Annotated in this window: 17 protein-coding genes; 11 read left to right on the top strand and 6 right to left on the bottom strand. The window is 56.1% G+C overall.

The window, feature by feature from the left end; all coding sequences use genetic code 11:
- Window positions 1–14: 14 nt before the first annotated feature.
- Window positions 15–206 carry a hypothetical protein gene (locus PHACT_RS12000; protein ID WP_070117983.1) on the bottom strand — a complete coding sequence of 64 codons (192 nt, stop codon included), beginning with the start codon at window positions 204–206 and terminating at the stop codon, window positions 15–17.
- A gap of 94 nt (window positions 207–300) precedes the next feature.
- Here PHACT_RS12000 and PHACT_RS16700 point away from each other — a divergent pair, with 94 nt between their 5' ends.
- Window positions 301–2,757: an amidase family protein gene (locus PHACT_RS16700; RefSeq protein WP_070117982.1), complete on the top strand. Its 2,457-nt coding sequence runs from the start codon at window positions 301–303 to the stop codon at window positions 2,755–2,757.
- Window positions 2,754–3,368, top strand: coding sequence for a methyltransferase domain-containing protein (locus tag PHACT_RS11990; RefSeq protein ID WP_070117981.1), 615 nt, complete (start codon window positions 2,754–2,756; stop codon window positions 3,366–3,368). Before PHACT_RS16700 ends, PHACT_RS11990 begins: the two co-directional genes overlap by 4 nt.
- Here PHACT_RS11990 and PHACT_RS11985 read toward each other — a convergent pair.
- From PHACT_RS11985 to PHACT_RS11975, 3 genes are all read right to left on the bottom strand, one after another.
- The gene (locus PHACT_RS11985) at window positions 3,357–4,733 is read right to left on the bottom strand and encodes a sensor histidine kinase (RefSeq protein WP_070117980.1); all 1,377 of its coding nucleotides are present in this window, start codon (window positions 4,731–4,733) and stop codon (window positions 3,357–3,359) included. The genes PHACT_RS11990 and PHACT_RS11985 overlap by 12 nt on opposite strands.
- 110 nt (window positions 4,734–4,843) lie before the next feature.
- Window positions 4,844–5,722 (bottom strand): SDR family NAD(P)-dependent oxidoreductase, encoded by an 879-nt coding sequence (locus PHACT_RS11980; RefSeq protein WP_070117979.1) that lies wholly within the window; start codon window positions 5,720–5,722, stop codon window positions 4,844–4,846.
- A 39-nt stretch (window positions 5,723–5,761) separates the two neighbouring features.
- Window positions 5,762–6,256 (bottom strand): DUF6265 family protein, encoded by a 495-nt coding sequence (locus tag PHACT_RS11975; protein WP_070117978.1) that lies wholly within the window; start codon window positions 6,254–6,256, stop codon window positions 5,762–5,764.
- Between the two features lie 173 nt (window positions 6,257–6,429).
- On the opposite strand from PHACT_RS11975, the gene PHACT_RS11970 reads away from it, so the two are divergent.
- Both PHACT_RS11970 and PHACT_RS11965 read left to right on the top strand, forming a co-directional pair.
- Window positions 6,430–7,449, top strand: coding sequence for an aldo/keto reductase (locus tag PHACT_RS11970; protein ID WP_070117977.1), 1,020 nt, complete (start codon window positions 6,430–6,432; stop codon window positions 7,447–7,449).
- An 80-nt stretch (window positions 7,450–7,529) separates the two neighbouring features.
- Window positions 7,530–7,961, top strand: a complete 432-nt coding sequence (locus PHACT_RS11965; RefSeq protein WP_070117976.1) for a hotdog fold thioesterase — start codon at window positions 7,530–7,532, stop codon at window positions 7,959–7,961.
- 22 nt (window positions 7,962–7,983) lie between these two features.
- On the opposite strand, the gene PHACT_RS11960 is transcribed toward PHACT_RS11965, so the two are convergent.
- Window positions 7,984–8,808 carry an acyl-CoA thioesterase gene (locus tag PHACT_RS11960; protein WP_070117975.1) on the bottom strand — a complete coding sequence of 275 codons (825 nt, stop codon included), beginning with the start codon at window positions 8,806–8,808 and terminating at the stop codon, window positions 7,984–7,986.
- Between the two features lie 13 nt (window positions 8,809–8,821).
- Entirely contained in the window at window positions 8,822–9,310 is a 489-nt protein-coding gene (locus tag PHACT_RS11955; protein ID WP_083264548.1) for an AtaL-like protein, read from the bottom strand.
- A 234-nt stretch (window positions 9,311–9,544) separates the two neighbouring features.
- Between PHACT_RS11955 and PHACT_RS11950 the strand changes: the two genes are divergently transcribed.
- From PHACT_RS11950 to PHACT_RS11920, 7 genes are all read left to right on the top strand, one after another.
- Window positions 9,545–9,913, top strand: a complete 369-nt coding sequence (locus PHACT_RS11950) for a DUF6249 domain-containing protein (RefSeq protein WP_070117974.1) — start codon at window positions 9,545–9,547, stop codon at window positions 9,911–9,913.
- Window positions 9,910–10,512 (top strand): RNA polymerase sigma factor, encoded by a 603-nt coding sequence (locus PHACT_RS11945; RefSeq protein ID WP_083264547.1) that lies wholly within the window; start codon window positions 9,910–9,912, stop codon window positions 10,510–10,512. Before PHACT_RS11950 ends, PHACT_RS11945 begins: the two co-directional genes overlap by 4 nt.
- On the top strand, window positions 10,509–10,883 hold the full coding sequence (locus PHACT_RS11940) for a hypothetical protein (protein ID WP_070117973.1): 375 nt from the start codon (window positions 10,509–10,511) through the stop codon (window positions 10,881–10,883). The genes PHACT_RS11945 and PHACT_RS11940 overlap by 4 nt, the downstream gene beginning before the upstream one ends.
- Before the next feature lie 101 nt (window positions 10,884–10,984).
- A complete protein-coding gene (locus tag PHACT_RS11935) occupies window positions 10,985–11,572 on the top strand; it encodes a class I SAM-dependent methyltransferase (protein ID WP_070117972.1) in 588 nt (195 codons plus the stop codon).
- Window positions 11,565–12,149, top strand: coding sequence for a TVP38/TMEM64 family protein (locus PHACT_RS11930; RefSeq protein ID WP_083264546.1), 585 nt, complete (start codon window positions 11,565–11,567; stop codon window positions 12,147–12,149). The genes PHACT_RS11935 and PHACT_RS11930 overlap by 8 nt, the downstream gene beginning before the upstream one ends.
- 90 nt (window positions 12,150–12,239) lie before the next feature.
- Window positions 12,240–13,580 (top strand): serine hydrolase domain-containing protein, encoded by a 1,341-nt coding sequence (locus tag PHACT_RS11925; protein ID WP_083264545.1) that lies wholly within the window; start codon window positions 12,240–12,242, stop codon window positions 13,578–13,580.
- A gap of 34 nt (window positions 13,581–13,614) precedes the next feature.
- Window positions 13,615–15,321 carry an alpha/beta hydrolase family protein gene (locus PHACT_RS11920; protein WP_070117970.1) on the top strand — a complete coding sequence of 569 codons (1,707 nt, stop codon included), beginning with the start codon at window positions 13,615–13,617 and terminating at the stop codon, window positions 15,319–15,321.
- Window positions 15,322–15,353 lie beyond the last annotated feature (32 nt).

Raw genomic sequence — 15,353 nt, 5'->3', positions numbered from 1 at the left:
TTATCGCAGTACCGTCAAGACGTAAAATCTACGCCCTCGCATGCACCCAAGGCATTAAATGCGGCACCGATCATACCGGCTGGACCGAGCAGCGGGGATATTCCAATAAATACCATGGCTGAAAAACAACCGGTCCCCATCGTCGCCGGAGGACCATCCCCACCACCCGACACGATCCCAACTTCCTTCGAATTCAGTTCTCTCATAACACCCTCTCCTTGTGTATTAAATAAGCTCGCAATAGTGTTGTAGACTACCGCTCAAGCGATTTCCAGAATAAATACAACTCGGACTCCGACTATGCGACTGCTCAGCCTCACCCTCCTGCTCCTGGCGCCACTGACCACTCAGGCCCAGCCTTTCGATCTGCAGGCCCACCGCGGCGGCATCGGCCTGGTCACGGAAAGTACCCTGGAGGCTTTTGCCAATGCTCTGGCGCTTGGCGTCAGCACGCTGGAGCTGGACACTCAGGTCAGCGAAGACGGTTATGTGGTGGTCACCCACGACCGACAGGTATTGCCTCACCGCTGCCTGGACACACAGCCGGCTACTCCGGATGACCCGGACTTCCCCTATGTCGGCAAATACATCAAGGATCTGCATTGGGACCAGATACGCACCCTGGACTGCGGGTCGCAGCGCGCTGAACCGCATACTGATCAGCGCACCGTGCCAGGCGCGCGACTGGCGCTGCTCAGTGAGGTATTCGACCTGGTTAAACGCCACCAGGCCTACGATGTGATGCTGAATATCGAGACCAAAGTTGAAGCCGGTGCGCCCCACGAAACCGCTCCACGCGACCAGTTTGTCGCCGCTGTCATCGATCAGATCTACCACCATCGCATGCACAGGCAGGTCAGCATTCAGAGCTTCGACTGGGGCGCGCTGATGCGAGTGAAAGCGCTTGCACCCGAGCTGCCCATTGTTGCCCTGTCCAATGCCCAGTCCTTTCTGCAATGCGGCGAGCCGGGCGCATCGCCGTGGACCGGCGGTATTGATATGGACGACTTTGACTGCAATCTGCCGGCCGCTGCGGCCTCATTTGGCGCCAATGCCATCTCACCGGTGCACGGTCTGCCGCAGAACGGCGTCATTGCTGACAACGACTATCAACCTTTCACCACCACCGACATGGTCAGGCAGGCGCATGCACTGAACATGGAAGTGATCACCTGGACCATCAATGACACCGCCACCATGGCACATCTGATCGGCATCGGCGTTGATGGCATCATTACCGATTACCCTGACCGCCTGCGTCAGGTCATGGGCTCGCAGAATATGCTACTGCCACCTTCCCATGAAGCGCCAGCTGTCACAGACAGTATTGATGTCGTTGAAACCGGCATTCTGGCACTGCAACAGCAAATGACAGAGGGCAGCCTGACTGCTGTGCAACTGGTTGAGCGGTATCTCAAGCGCATCGAGGCCTACGATCAGCAAGGCCCGCAACTCAACGCCATCCTGCGCCTCAATGACAATGCCCTAAGCCAGGCCAGGGCCCTGGACGCTGAGCGTCAGCGCCGTGGTCCGCGCAGTCTACTGCATGGCATCCCGGTGGTGATCAAGGACAACTACAACACTACCGACATGCCGACCACCGGTGCGTCACGGTCACTCGCTGACTTTGTGCCGAATCAGCAAGCCACGCAGGTGCAATTGTTGCGGGACGCCGGCGCCATCGTACTCGCCAAAACCAATCTGCATGAATTCGCCTACGGCATCACCAGCATCAGCTCTCTGGGCGGGCAGACGCGCAACCCGTATGACCCCCGCTACGTGCCCGGTGGTTCCAGTGGGGGCACCGCGGCAGCGGTAGCCGCCAGCTTTGCTACCGCAGGCATGGGCTCCGACACCTGTGGTTCCATCCGTATTCCAGCTGCGTTTAATAATTTGGTAGGATTGCGGCCCAGCAAAGGGCTGAGCAGCATTCATGGCATCATGCCGCTATCGCATACGCAGGACGTTGCCGGACCATTGGCCCGCAGCATTACCGACCTGGCCATCGTGCTCGACCTGACCACGGGCTTTGACCCACAAGACGGTGATACCGAAGTCATGAGGGATCGTGAACCCATGTTATTCTCACCGGCGCTGGGTTCAGCCTCACTGCAGGGCATACGCATTGGCAGACTGGATGCCTATCTGGTGGATGCCGAGCCCGCGGTACAGGCTCTGATTGAACAGGCCTTCACTCAGCTACAGACATTGGGTGCAGAGGTCGTCAGCATGTCCATCCCGGACATGGCAGCGCTAATCAGCAATTCCGGATTGATTGGCCATGAGTTTGAAACAGATCTGAACACGTATCTGCAGACATTCAGCAGCACAGACTACCCGACGCTGGAAGCGATTGTGGACAGTGGTCTCTATCACGATGCGGTAGCGCCGTTACTGACTCGCAGCGCAGCCGCGGAGCAGGACCCGCAACGTTACCACGCCGCCATGGCGGCGCGCGATGACCTGAAACAGGCCATAAACACAGCAATGGATGCACAGCAGCTGGACCTGATTGCGTACCCGCCGATTTCCGCGATGCCGGTGCTGACCGGGGAAAACCAGCCTGGTAACAACTGCAGCCTGAGCGGGAACTCGGGTTTTCCGGCGCTGTCTCTGCCCATTGGTTTCAGTGACACCGGCCTGCCCATGGGGCTGGAACTGCTAGGTCGATATCTGAGTGACGTGGAACTTCTGGCACTGGGGTACGCTATTGAACAGTCGTGGCCACAGCGCCGCGCGCCGGCGACAACACCATGAGCACCGATCTGCACCGTGAACGACTTGACGCAGTATTGCACGAGATTCGTGGCAGCGAGGCCCGTTGTGTGGTCGACCTGGGTTGTGGCAATGGCGAACTGCTGGTCTGGTTGCGCGAGCTCGACCAGATAACCCGCCTGATCGGTATTGATATCGACACCACCGTTCTGGCAGAGGCGCGCCAGGCGCTGAATATTGACATGTTCAACCCGTCCGCTGAGTTAAAGGTGTGCCGCGGCTCCTTTGAAAATACGGATTGGTACAGTAAAGGCGGTGACGGCAGCATTGACGCCGCAATCATGCTGGAGACCATCGAGCATATCGAGCCTGGCCGCCTGTCTCGTGTTGAAGACACCGTGTTTCGGGCACTACGACCACCGCTTGTGATCATCACCACCCCCAATAAGGAATACAACCCGATTCATGGAATGGCCGATCACGAAATTCGTCACCCGGGCCATTTTTTTGAATGGACACGTGCGCAATTCAGGTCGTGGTGCGAAGGCGTTGCCGGGCGCCACCGCTATACTGCCCGCTACGCAGACATTGGTGAGACACACCCGACGCTGGGCAGCTCAACGCAGATGGTCTGTTTTGAATCAGACCAGTGACAACTGGATGTTGAAGCAGGTGCCAAACTGATCATCGGAAGTCACTGACATATGACCACGGTGATGTTCAGTGATAATAAAGTACGGATAGGACAGGCGGTGCTCAACCGGGTAGGCACCGGTGTCAGAGGTGCTGACAAAGAAGGGCTCAAAAATGTCCAGCTGTTCGCTCGCGCTCAAGGGTTTACCCTTGTGCAATACCTTGATCCACAGTGAATCAAAGAACTGACCGATCTCGACATGAATCAGCGGTGGCGACGATGCCTCGGGCCCCTTGGCCTTGAGTGCATAATAGGCACTGCGCAGTACACGCGTAAACGCCTGCTCCAGTTCGGCCGGGAAACAGGACATGGGCGGCAGCTCATCCGCATAGCTGCGGCGTATTTCCACGTCCCTGAACGCCAGCCCGTCACTGTCAGTGAACAGATCACTGGCCTGAGCTATGCTCTGGTCCATGATGGCAGGGATGTCAGCCACCTGTTTGGAATTGCTGTGGCTACGCGCAAAATCGAGCAGATTCTGTGAAATTGCGGTTGCCTGCTGAGCACTCTGCCGGACAATCTCGACTTCCTGCAGCAACAACGATTGTACCGGCCCCAGATCCGTTGCCTCGATCTTCTCACGGGCATCCGACACATGCTGGAAAATGGTATTAATTGGCAGACTGATGTCATAGGCCATGGCAGACGCGAGCTCCCCCAGTGCGGACAGTTTGTCGCGTTCGGCCACCTTGTTCTCGGCGTTCACCTGTTTGGTGATGTCGGAGATCAGAATCACAATACCGGTGTCATCCGAGTCCCGCAGCCGGTACAGGGTGATATCAAAACTGTACTGACCACGCTGCGTGTGTTTCAGACGCAGGGTCTGCCCGGAACTCAGCACGCTGTCGACCTGTTCGTCCGTGAGGGTAATCGCCGGATACGCTGCCCACAGGTTTTTGCCGGTGACATCGGCAAACGGGCGGCCAGTAATGTCTTCAGCGGTTTTGTTCCACTGAGTGACCTGTAGTTGCTCATTGACAACTATCAGCATCACCGGCATCGAATTTACAATGCTGGTGATGTAAGCCTCACGATTACGCAATTGCTCTGCGGTCTCCTGCAGCACCTGGGTGCGGCGATCAACGCGGTCTTCCAGAGTCGCCTTGATCTCTTTTAACGCCCGGTTTGAGCGGCCGGCACGCAGGTTGGCACGCACCAGAAAGAACAACACCACCAGCAGAATCAGGATCAGCAGGCTGGCGCTGGTATTGGCGATGTATTGCCAGTTGGTGGAGCCATCAGCATCGCGAAAAACGGCGAACACGTCGGCATTGGCTCTCAGACTGACGCTCAGCAATAAAACCAGAGTGAAAATGTGCTTCATGAAATCTGTCTCTTCGAGAAACTACTGGGTCCCGAATTGTAGCATGAAGTCGGGTTCAGCCATGACTCTGCTCTCGTGAGCCTGCCAGTGTTAAAGTCCTACAGAGTGAATCAGGTAAAACCGACAATTTCTTCATCAACCACAGACGCCAGCAACGGACTGTAGGCGGCTCGCGCAAACGCTTCATCAATCGCCTGATAGCGCTGCTGCACCACCTGGCGGTAGTTGGGATGGGTGAAAATATACAATTCGCCCTGCCCTACCGCTTCGACCACGCGCTGACCCACAACGTCCACTGCCAGGCCATTATCAACAATCGCCTGCATGCGCGCTGCCATGGCAACATCCTGCTCGGTTTCCTGCTGTTGACGCTGATAATCGCTCTGGCGATTGCGCTCGGACAGGTTGATCCGGGTTTTGACAAAGGCAGGACACAGCACCGACACCTGGATATTGTGCAGTTGCAATTCCGCAAACCAGCTCTCCGACATGCCCACAACAGCCGTTTTGGTTGCGGTGTATGCGCCCGCGTAGGGCACTCCCGCCATCCCGGCCATGGACGCGACATTGATCAACCAACCACCTTCACCGTGCTGTTTGATTAACGGTATCAGTGTCTGCGTGCCATAGATGACACCCATAAGGTTGACGTCCAGCACCCAGCGCCAGTCGCGCTCATCAATCTGTTCAACAGTTCCGGTGCCACCCCCGACACCGGCATTGTTGACCAGCATATGGATTGAGCCAAAACGATCAACGGACCGTTGGCCCAGCTGTTGCCATTGCTCAGGGCGGGTGACATCCATCACCACACCCAATGCCGGCACACCCTGCTCCGTCAGACTTGCCACCGCCTTGTCCAGTTGCGCCGGGTCAATATCGCCGAGCACAATGTTCATGCCCTGCGCGCCTAGTGCCTGCGCAATACTGAAGCCAATGCCTTCCGCACCGCCACTGATGACGGCGGTTTTATCCCTGAAGTCAGTCATTCGAACCGCCTTTGTATGCCTAATCTGGCGTTTTAGCCGTCAATCCCAAAGGCTGCGTTTTTGCAGCGCGATATCCATGGTCTGACCATTGGCCTGTTCCACATGGATCGTGAAGGTATCACCGTCCAGCGTATAACCCAACGAGCGCATGCCGCCTTCCGTTACCGCATTAAAATGCACATGGTTGTCCATGATCATGGCCAGCTCCATGGTGGTGGGTTCTGGCGTGCGTGGCTTGAAACCGGCATCAAACTGCTGAACATTCAACACCAGCGAGCCGTCGACCTCTTCGATGGTAATCATTTCGAACATGCTGGTGCCACCGTTACCGGTCATACGGACCATGGCTGCAATCGAGCCCCCCTCGGGCGCAATCCAGTTCTCTTCCAGCGTATTCGGGCCCAGGTTGCCAGCATAGTTGCCGGTCATCCAGTCCAGTTGATCAATGGTGGCGGCAGGCCCCTGAGCCAGACTGACACTTGAAACCAGCCCGAAAAGGCCGGCGACGCAAAACGATTTGATGGTGGTGTGCATAATAGCTCCGATACTCTCTGTTTGTTAAAACTGGTTATTGTGATCGTGCTCAGAGCTTAGCATCACCTTTATGCCGTTTGACAGCCCACAAGCAAGTAATGCCATAATCGGGGAATACCATTCCACCGATTCGACATCCGGAATACACACCGGACCGCCCGAGAGACACACTTATGAATTATCGATATATCGGCACCAGCGGCCTGCGCGTCAGCCCCATCTGCATGGGCACCATGAGCTTTGGCAGCTGGAGTGATGAAAAGGAATCCTTCCGTATTCTGGACAAGGCTTACGAGCGCGGCATCAATTTTTATGACACCGCGGAGGTCTACCCGGTACCACCGCGCAAGGAAACCGTGGGACTCACCGAAACCATCTTCGGCAAATGGATCAAGACCCGCGACCGGGACTCCCTGATCATTGCCACCAAGGTCGCAGGCGCAGCTTCGGGCTGGTTTGTGCCGCCAATTCGCCAGGGCCTGACAGCCATTGACCGGCACCACATTGAACGCGCCGTCGAGGGCAGCCTGCAGCGCCTGGGTATTGATTATATCGACCTGTATCAGGTGCACTGGCCCGACACGGTCGTACCCATTGATGAATCCATGGACGCGCTGGACCGGCTGGTGGAATCTGGCAAAGTGCGCTACCTGGGCACGTCCAATGAAAATGCTTATGGCCTGACCAAGGCCAACACGGTCGCCGAGTACGAGGGTTACGCGCGTTTTCAGTCCATCCAGAATAATTTCTCGTTGCTCAACCGTCGCTTCCTGGACGAACTGGCGACAGTATGCCGGCGCGAAAACGTGTCGCTGCTACCCTACTCTCCCATTGGCGGAGGCGTACTGAGCGGCAAATACAATGAACAGAAGGCACCGCCCAACAGTCGTTTCGGGGAATATCTGCAAATGGACAATCCGCGTCAGCGCGCGATGGCAGACCGCTTTGTGAATCCGGGCACACTGGACTCAACCGCTCGTTATATCGAGATCGCTCGCCAGGCCGGCATGTCACCAACAACGCTGGCAACTGCGTGGAGCATGAATTTTGATTTTGTCGCCTCTACCATCATTGGTGCCCGCACCGCGGACCAGCTTGATGAGTCACTGGCAGCGCTGGACGTGACCTTGAGTGACGACATCATGCGACAGTGCGATGTCGTGCATAAGGACATTCCGTATCCGATGGGATAAGCCGGCTCTTATTACCAACCATTTCAATCACCGGTCATTGCGATCACCGGTGATTACCTTAAATTTACACGAGACGTTTTATGGCAATCTGGACCCGCGACACGACGCTGGAACAAATGGCAGAGCACGCCAGCAACTCGGCCGTCACTGCTCTGGGCATCGAATTCACTGACATCGGTGACGACTTTCTGCGCGGGCGTATGCCGGTAGATCACCGCACCGTACAACCATTCGGCATACTGCATGGTGGTGCGTCGGTGCTGTTCGCAGAAACCCTGGGCAGTGTCGCCGCCAACCGCTGCCTGCGGCGGGACGATCAGGTGGCGGTTGGCCTCGATATCAACGCCAATCATATCCGCCCGGTATCGTCAGGCTGGGTGATCGGCACGGCAAAAGCGGTCCATATTGGTGGTACGACGCAGGTCTGGGAGATCAGGATCGAAACTGAGGCCGGAAAAACGGTGTGTGTCTCCCGCCTGACCATGGCGATTATTGCCCGGCCGGCGAGTTAGAGTGTCCGGCCGTCAGTGCTGCTCAGTCTCTGAAATACACCATTTGGTGCGTACTGGCCAGCAACTGCCGGTCAGCTGACCACACTTCAGCGGTCTGATCAAAATAGCCATTGCGAAAGTTGAGCGCCTTCGCGGTTGCCAGCAGAAACTGCTCGCCCTGCGCCGACAGCATGGCCGTGTCAGCGTGAAAATACGTGGTCATACTGATGGTACCAATCGGCAGGCGCCGCTGACGCCGGATAAAAATGCGCGGAAAGTAACTGTCACAGATGGCAGACAGCGACACAAAATCCAGCGGCCTGGGCGGCTCGTCGCGCACCCACAAACATGAATAGGAGTGGTTCTGCTCCTCCCCATCTGGCTCTCCCGCCCCACCTGGCTGTGCCGGCATGTCACCGTCCATGTAACGCATGTCGTAGCACTGCGTCCACACAGGTTTGTCGGTCGTGTCCATGCGCGCCAGAGTCAGCGGATCTGGCGCGTCCCGGGGAGGCAACGCCTCATGCGCCGACCAGGTTTCGCGTCGCACCGCTGTCACGGCGGTGGCGAACGCGACCACTTCATCATTCTGCGTCGCCTGCATCAACCAGTGCTGCGTGGAACGATTGGTTCGCACCGGCTGCGCTTCCACCAGAATCTCGCCATCGGCGACCGGCGCGGCAAAATTCACGGTCAACGAAATCGGGTCGCCCAGCTTGTCTTCATGCCGCATCACGGCATTGAGCAGCAGCGCCGAGGTGACCCCACCAAAAGGGCCCACCATATTGGCATAGGCCGCGCTGGTGTGAGCCCGGTAGCTGCCCTTGCTTAGTTGATCAAGGCTGATTGCGGTATCCAGCGGATGCATAGATTTCTCCCTGTTAATGACCGCTGTTTCCGGACAGTTGTTTATTGGCGGCCATCTCACGGATGGTTTTGATGGCTTCCAGATCCTGCTGCCGATACGCCTCTTTGAGGTAATCGTTGGCATTCAGTCCCCCTTCAACCGCAATGGCATCTCGTCTGTAGCGAAACCGGACAAATAAGCGACCAGGTTCCGGCTCATCAATACTGGTGACACTTTCTGCATGCATCGCCTGGGTCCGGCCGTCGATCAGGGTATGAATTTCCTGCATCGGCACCAGCGTAACTTCGTCCCGTAACTGTAACTCCCCCACATCAATGCAGCGCACAAACCGGTTTTCGGTCCCCGGTTCGAGCCGGCAACTCAGCGCGGGATTAAAGTGATCGGGGTAGCTGGCGCGATACACCAGCCCCTGCCACAAAACCTCGCGGCTCAGCGCCAGCATGTCGGGATTGCTAAGGTCATTAACCTCAATGATATGTTCAAACTCCAGCAACTCAGACACCCGGGACTCCCTGACAGCAACGCATTCATTTAGTGGAAAAACGCAAGTCTAGCGGCAGGACGCCGCTGCTGTACACCCGAATATGACGCCAGGCCGGTTTCACACGCCGCCTCAGGCCTGGCGCGACCAGGTTTTTTTTGATTAACCTGCATCCAGATCGACCTCGCGGCGCATCTAATCCCCACACAATATTAGTATTCGACTATTTAATATCCGACTATCAGGAGAATGAACATGAATGACGAATGGGTCCCTATAGCAATGTTTTTTTGTCTCGCCGCAAGCCTGATTACATTTATCTATCTGCGCCATGTCAGCCAGGTTCGCAAAATGGACACGGTGCTGAAGCTGGCCGAGCGAAACGGTGGAGTCACAGACAAAATGCTGCAAATGCTCGGCGAAAACAACACACCCCGGAATGACCTGCGCAAAGGGCTGATTCTCACGGCGATCAGCCTGCCCGTGATTCTGGGTTTTGTGTTACAGGGCAACCGGGACGCGGCGATTTTTGTGGGCGGCGTGCTCCTATGTGCCGGGCTGGCGTATCTGGCAGTGATGAAATATGGTAATAAACTCGATGGTGGCCGGCAGGAACTGGATTGACTGACACAGGCATGACTGACAGCGAGGCGCTGGAAAAAACCCTGATTCTCAGAACCCTCGGCGGCAGAGACGACAGCGCGTACGGGCAGCTGGTGATCATGCATCAGAGCCGGGTCCGGGCACTGCTACGCCGCCTGTGTGGCAACGTAGATTCGGCTGATGACCTGGCGCAGGAGGTATTTGTTATTGCCCATCAGAAGCTGCCCAGTTATAAAGGACAGGGACGTTTTGGCGCGTGGTTGTGCAGCATTGCCTACCGCCAGTTTTTACAGTCATATCGTCAGCAGCGGCGGGAGCGGGACGTCCAGCTTGATTATCAGGCATGGCAGGCAGCAACACTGGCAACCACGGCGCCGGATGACAATGCCGGGCAAATTGACCTGGAGCGCGCCCTGCTGAACCTGCCTTCTGTTGAATCCGCCGCCATTACCCTGAACATGACGCTGGGGTATTCGCACCAGGAAGTCGCAGCAGTCATGCAGTTGCCTTTGGGCACTGTCAAATCGCATATCAGACGCGGTCTGGAGAAGCTGAAACAACAGTTATCCAGCCCGACAGAACAGGGCCCAGCGACTGTTCACAGGGAGCAATCAGCATGACACTTGATAACGAGTCACTGGAAAACCGATTGCGGCAAAGGCCGCCTATTGCCGATGATGGCTTCAGTCAGACTGTTTTGTTGCGAATCGCGGCGCAACAGCGACGCCGCCATCAGGTGCTGCTGACCACCTGGACGCTGGCAATGGCCGCAGTTGTGATCGCCGCCTCTACCCAGCTGAAGCTCTGGATCAATCACCTGCAACCACTGACCAACCAGTGGACAAGACAGACCGAGCAAGTGCTGCATCAGGTCTCCGATGTCTCGTTGCAACTGCCATTGTCAGGCCTGTGGCAGTCCTCGGCCGGATTGATTTTAATCGGGGTGCTGACATTGTTGCTGACAGCGACTGTCGTGTCTGCCTGGGACTAGGCCTTTGAATTGACTACAACTACCCGCACTTTAAGGGTATGATCTCTCCCAGCGAATTTGCTGCCTTACCGCAGGCATGCAGGCTGACGCCCGGGAGAACGATGCTCGTCAAAATCTACAGAAATATTAAACGCAATATCACCGAAGATGGCCTGATCGTCAGTAGCTCCGGCTTTCTGGTCAAATCCATGGTCGGCAAAATAGACTTTTCCCGGCCGTTGCGAATCCTTGAAATTGGCAGTGGTCGGGGCGCTTTTACCCGCGAAATCATTCAGCGCATGTGCCCGCAGTCTCAGCTCGATGTGTGTGAAATCAAGGCCGAATACAATCCCTGGATCGAACAGCTCATGACTGGCAACCCCGACAAACAGGTGCGCCTGCACAATTGCTGCGTCACCGAGTTACTGACTGAAGCCGGCCGGTATGATGTGATTCTATCTTCATTACCCCTGAAAAACTTCGAAGGCATGAAAGACAACAACGCCTTTCTGCACAGGGTAATTGAAGCCCTCAGATTTGGTCTGCGCGACGGCGGTATCTACCTGCAATATCAGTATTTCCGCAGCAACAAGGCTGACATTGAGTCCATATTTGGCAAGCCCATGGACAATATCAATTTTGTTGCGCTGAATATCCTGCCAGCATTTGTCTACAGCATGACCAAAGGCGCAGCAGAACAACGTGCATAAAGAAAAGCTGGAGACGGTCAATTTTTTTGGTTTGTACACATGGCTGGCGGTGGTGGCAACCTCGCTGTCGCTGTACTTTTTTTACCCTGACCTGTTTGCACCAGAGAATATCCGACAGTTCTTTTCCGACAACCTGGTCGTGGGCCTGTTGGGCTATTTTGTCATTTCCACCTTGCGCGGTTTCACGCTGGTTCCATCAACGCCCATCGTATTGGCGGGCATTCTGGTATTCCCGCCCTGGCCCCTGTTTCTGGTCAATCAGCTGGCAGTTTACTCGTCCTCAGCCATTGTCTATTTCATGGCACGCCAATTCCGTTTTGACCACTACTTTCACGAACACTACCCGACCCAGGTGGAACGCCTGACGGCGCTATTGAAGCAGCGTGAATTGCTTGTTATCAGTGCCTGGGGCTTTATACCTGTGGTGCCCACCGACATGATTGTTTACGTCTGCAGCGTGCTGAGAATCAAGCTGTGGAAAACATTGCTGGGCGCGTCCATCGGCGAAGGCATTATTTGCGCCATCTACATCTTCGGCGGTGCAGCAGGACTGAGTGCGTTGCTGGATTACTTCTGAGCAAGGCCTGAAATCTGTCTGACGATTGTGCAACGCCGTCGCAACGGTTACTCTTGGCTTAAATAACAATATCAAAGAGGTACTCCGACCATGGCTTCTAATCGCATGAACTCCCAATGCTCCCCTCGTTGCCGCAGATTCGGCATTAGCGCCCTTCTGGCGTTCAGCCTGTTCCTGTCCGGTAGCCTCGCATATGCTGACACCAGTTGGCCGACAACAGCCGATGGCGCCACAGCCGCCGGCTTCTCAGTCGATACCATCAATCGCCTCGACGCCGCCATGGAAAAGATTGTTGCTGACAATGATGTCGCCGGCATGGTCTGGATGCTGGCCAAAGACGGTCAAGTCGCCACGTATGACAACGCCGGTTATGCATCTATCGAAGACCAGCGACCAATGACCAAAGATACCCTGTTCCGCATTTACTCGATGACCAAACCCATCACCGGGGTTGCCCTGATGATGTTGCGTGAGCAGGGTTTGTGGGATTTTGACGACCCTGTCAGTAAATTCATTCCGGAATTCGCCGACCTTGAGGTGCTGCTGCAATATGACGAGGCCGGCAACATTGAGCTGGGGCCATTGACGCGTCAACCTACCATGCGCGAGCTGTTGAACCACTCCGCCGGCTTTGGTTACGGGCTCAGTGGCAATGACCCGGTCAATGAATCCTTTCGTGAGCTTGAGGTGCTGGCATCCCCTGATCTGAACGCCCTGATCAGCAGAGTCTCCAATATCCCGTTGCTCTATCAGCCCGGCGAACAGTGGGTGTATTCTGTTGCCGTGGATATCCAGGGTTACATCGTCGAGAAGTTGTCAGGACAGCCTTTTGGTGAATTCCTGCAAGAACACCTTTATCAGCCACTGGGCATGACCGACACTGCGTTTTACGTCGACGAAGCCGATCGTGACCGGTTCGCGGATGTTTATCGCTGGGATCGTGAACAGGGAAAACTGATGCGCAACGCGGAGCGGCCGGATCGCCCCAGCTACTTTGATGCCGACCGTCTGGAATCCGGAGGTGGTGGTCTGGTATCGAGCACACACGACTATGCCCGCTTCCTGCAAATGCTGGTGAATGAAGGCGAACTCGATGGTGAGCGCATTCTGTCTCCCGAATCAGTCGAGATCATGCGCACCAACAGTCTTGCTGACGGCTTGTTACTGCGCGGCGGCGATACCCGCCCGGGTCAGGCTGGCCAGGGTTTTGGTGTCGACTTCGCTGTCATATTTGACCCGGAGGCAGCTCGCTCCAAACAGGGTGAAGGCACCTACTACTGGAGCGGCGCCGCCGGCACCTGGTTCTGGATCGACCCGGTGCATGACATGTTCTGGATCGGCATGATCCAGAGTCAGGGCGGCATGCGCCCCGGCGCGGCCAACATGCGACAGATAGCGGTCGACATCATTTACGACGATCTTAATAACTAAACCAGCAAAGCGACGAGCTGCACGGGGAACAATAATGCCTAATAAACCCAACTGGCGCACGTTTGTCATCGCCTGCCTGCTGATCCTGGCAGGCTCTGTGTTGGCTCACCAGATTCAGACTGCCGGCGACATTGAAATCAAGGATGTGCGCTTTACCGGCGCCAATGGCAACACCCTGAGTGCACTGCTGTATGTCCCGGACAATGCCAGTGCCGATACGCCGGCACCCGGGATTCTGGCCGTGCACGGCTACATTAACTCACGCGAAGTTCAGTCCGGTTTTGCCATTGAGTTTGCCCGCCGCGGGTATGTTGTGCTGGCGCTGGATCAGGCCGGTCACGGTTATTCAGACGCACCTGCGTTTGCCAATGGTTTTGGCGGGCCGGCGGCACTGAACTACCTGCGCAGTCTGGATATTGTCGACACCAACAATATCGGGCTTGAAGGTCACTCCATGGGTGGCTGGACCGTTCTCGCGGCGGCCGCGGCGGCGCCTGATGACTACAAGTCCATGGTGCTTCAGGGCTCCAGCACCGGCAGCGGCATGGCGTTGCCAGGCACACCTGACTGGCCACGCAATGTGTCCCTGGTGTTCGCACAGTACGACGAATTTGCGCCCTTGATGTGGGAAGTCGCCAAAGGCGCTGATGCTGGCAACAGCAGCAAACTCCAGACCCTGTTCGGCACATCTGCCCCCGTTGTTGAAGGTCAGGTCTACGGCAGCATTGCCGATGGCAGTGCCCGCATCTGGCATTCACCGCCAGTCACCCACCCCGGCAATCACCTGTCGCATGAATCAATTGGTCATGCCACTGACTGGTTCGCACAAACTCTTGAGGGTGGTACACCTGACGCTGTTTCCGATCAAATCTGGTTCTACAAGGAAATTGGCACCCTGATCGGCCTGATCGGCTTTGTCATGCTGATACTGGGCAGCTTCAACATTCTGCTGCTGACGCCCTGGTTCAGTGGTCTTTATTCACCGGACAGCCCCACAGCTTACGTGCGCCGCACCGGCAAGTGGTGGTTCGCCGCCATCGTCAGCGCCGTCATCCCGGTTGCCACCTTTTATCCGGCCATGAGCTGGGGCGCTGCGCTGATGCCCGCGTCCGCGTGGTTTCCACAGGCCATCACCAGCCAGATTGCAGTTTGGGCCATCGTTAACGGCGTGATTTTTACTATCCTTGGTTTCATCATCCGGACGGGCAAATTGACGTATTCCCATCGGCTGCTGCCTTCCATTAGCATCGCAATTGCCACGGTTGGCATGGCGTATCTTTCAGTACTGGCAGTCGACTTCCTGTTCAAGGTTGATTTCCGATTCTGGTTTGTTGGCGTCAAGGCCATGAGCCTGAGTCAGGTTCAGATGATGCTGGTCTACCTGATACCGTTTATGGCGTTCTTTGTCCTGGCCTTGCGCGCATTGCACAGCGGCCTTTCGGTCGCCAGCGACCGACCACTGCAACAATACACCAGCAATGCTCTGGCTCTGATGGGTGGGTTTCTGGCATTTCTGCTTGCCCAGTACATCAGCCTGTTTACGCGCGGCGTGCTGATTACACCGGCTGAGCCATTGAACACAATTGTTATGATACAGTTTGTGCCGATGCTGCTGATTGTCGGCATCATCAGCACGTACACGTATCGGCGCACGGCCAGCTACCTGCCAGGTGCATTTATCAATGCGCTGTTTGTCAGCTGGTATATTGTGGCGGGTCAGGCGACCCAGTTCGCCGGCTGAACCACATTAATGCAACCCAAGAACGCACGCCA

This window comes from Pseudohongiella acticola, from assembly GCF_001758195.1.
GTDB classification, from domain to species: domain Bacteria; phylum Pseudomonadota; class Gammaproteobacteria; order Pseudomonadales; family Pseudohongiellaceae; genus Pseudohongiella; species Pseudohongiella acticola.
Note: the sequence above shows the minus strand (reverse complement) of the source record. Positions and strands in the feature narration are given on the sequence as shown.

What these genes read in the sequence shown, in the direction of transcription:
- PHACT_RS11970 (WP_070117977.1), top strand. Translation starts at nt 6,430, where the DNA reads ATGAATTATCGATATATCGGCACCAGCGGCCTGCGCGTCAGCCCCATC.
- PHACT_RS11990 (WP_070117981.1), top strand. Translation starts at nt 2,754, where the DNA reads ATGAGCACCGATCTGCACCGTGAACGACTTGACGCAGTATTGCACGAG.
- PHACT_RS11920 (WP_070117970.1), top strand. Translation starts at nt 13,615, where the DNA reads ATGCCTAATAAACCCAACTGGCGCACGTTTGTCATCGCCTGCCTGCTG.
- PHACT_RS12000 (WP_070117983.1), bottom strand. Translation starts at nt 206, where the DNA reads ATGAGAGAACTGAATTCGAAGGAAGTTGGGATCGTGTCGGGTGGTGGG.
- PHACT_RS11935 (WP_070117972.1), top strand. Translation starts at nt 10,985, where the DNA reads ATGCTCGTCAAAATCTACAGAAATATTAAACGCAATATCACCGAAGAT.
- PHACT_RS11940 (WP_070117973.1), top strand. Translation starts at nt 10,509, where the DNA reads ATGACACTTGATAACGAGTCACTGGAAAACCGATTGCGGCAAAGGCCG.
- PHACT_RS11950 (WP_070117974.1), top strand. Translation starts at nt 9,545, where the DNA reads ATGAATGACGAATGGGTCCCTATAGCAATGTTTTTTTGTCTCGCCGCA.
- PHACT_RS11965 (WP_070117976.1), top strand. Translation starts at nt 7,530, where the DNA reads ATGGCAATCTGGACCCGCGACACGACGCTGGAACAAATGGCAGAGCAC.
- PHACT_RS11980 (WP_070117979.1), bottom strand. Translation starts at nt 5,722, where the DNA reads ATGACTGACTTCAGGGATAAAACCGCCGTCATCAGTGGCGGTGCGGAA.
- PHACT_RS11975 (WP_070117978.1), bottom strand. Translation starts at nt 6,256, where the DNA reads ATGCACACCACCATCAAATCGTTTTGCGTCGCCGGCCTTTTCGGGCTG.
- PHACT_RS11925 (WP_083264545.1), top strand. Translation starts at nt 12,240, where the DNA reads ATGGCTTCTAATCGCATGAACTCCCAATGCTCCCCTCGTTGCCGCAGA.
- PHACT_RS16700 (WP_070117982.1), top strand. Translation starts at nt 301, where the DNA reads ATGCGACTGCTCAGCCTCACCCTCCTGCTCCTGGCGCCACTGACCACT.
- PHACT_RS11960 (WP_070117975.1), bottom strand. Translation starts at nt 8,808, where the DNA reads ATGCATCCGCTGGATACCGCAATCAGCCTTGATCAACTAAGCAAGGGC.
- PHACT_RS11985 (WP_070117980.1), bottom strand. Translation starts at nt 4,733, where the DNA reads ATGAAGCACATTTTCACTCTGGTTTTATTGCTGAGCGTCAGTCTGAGA.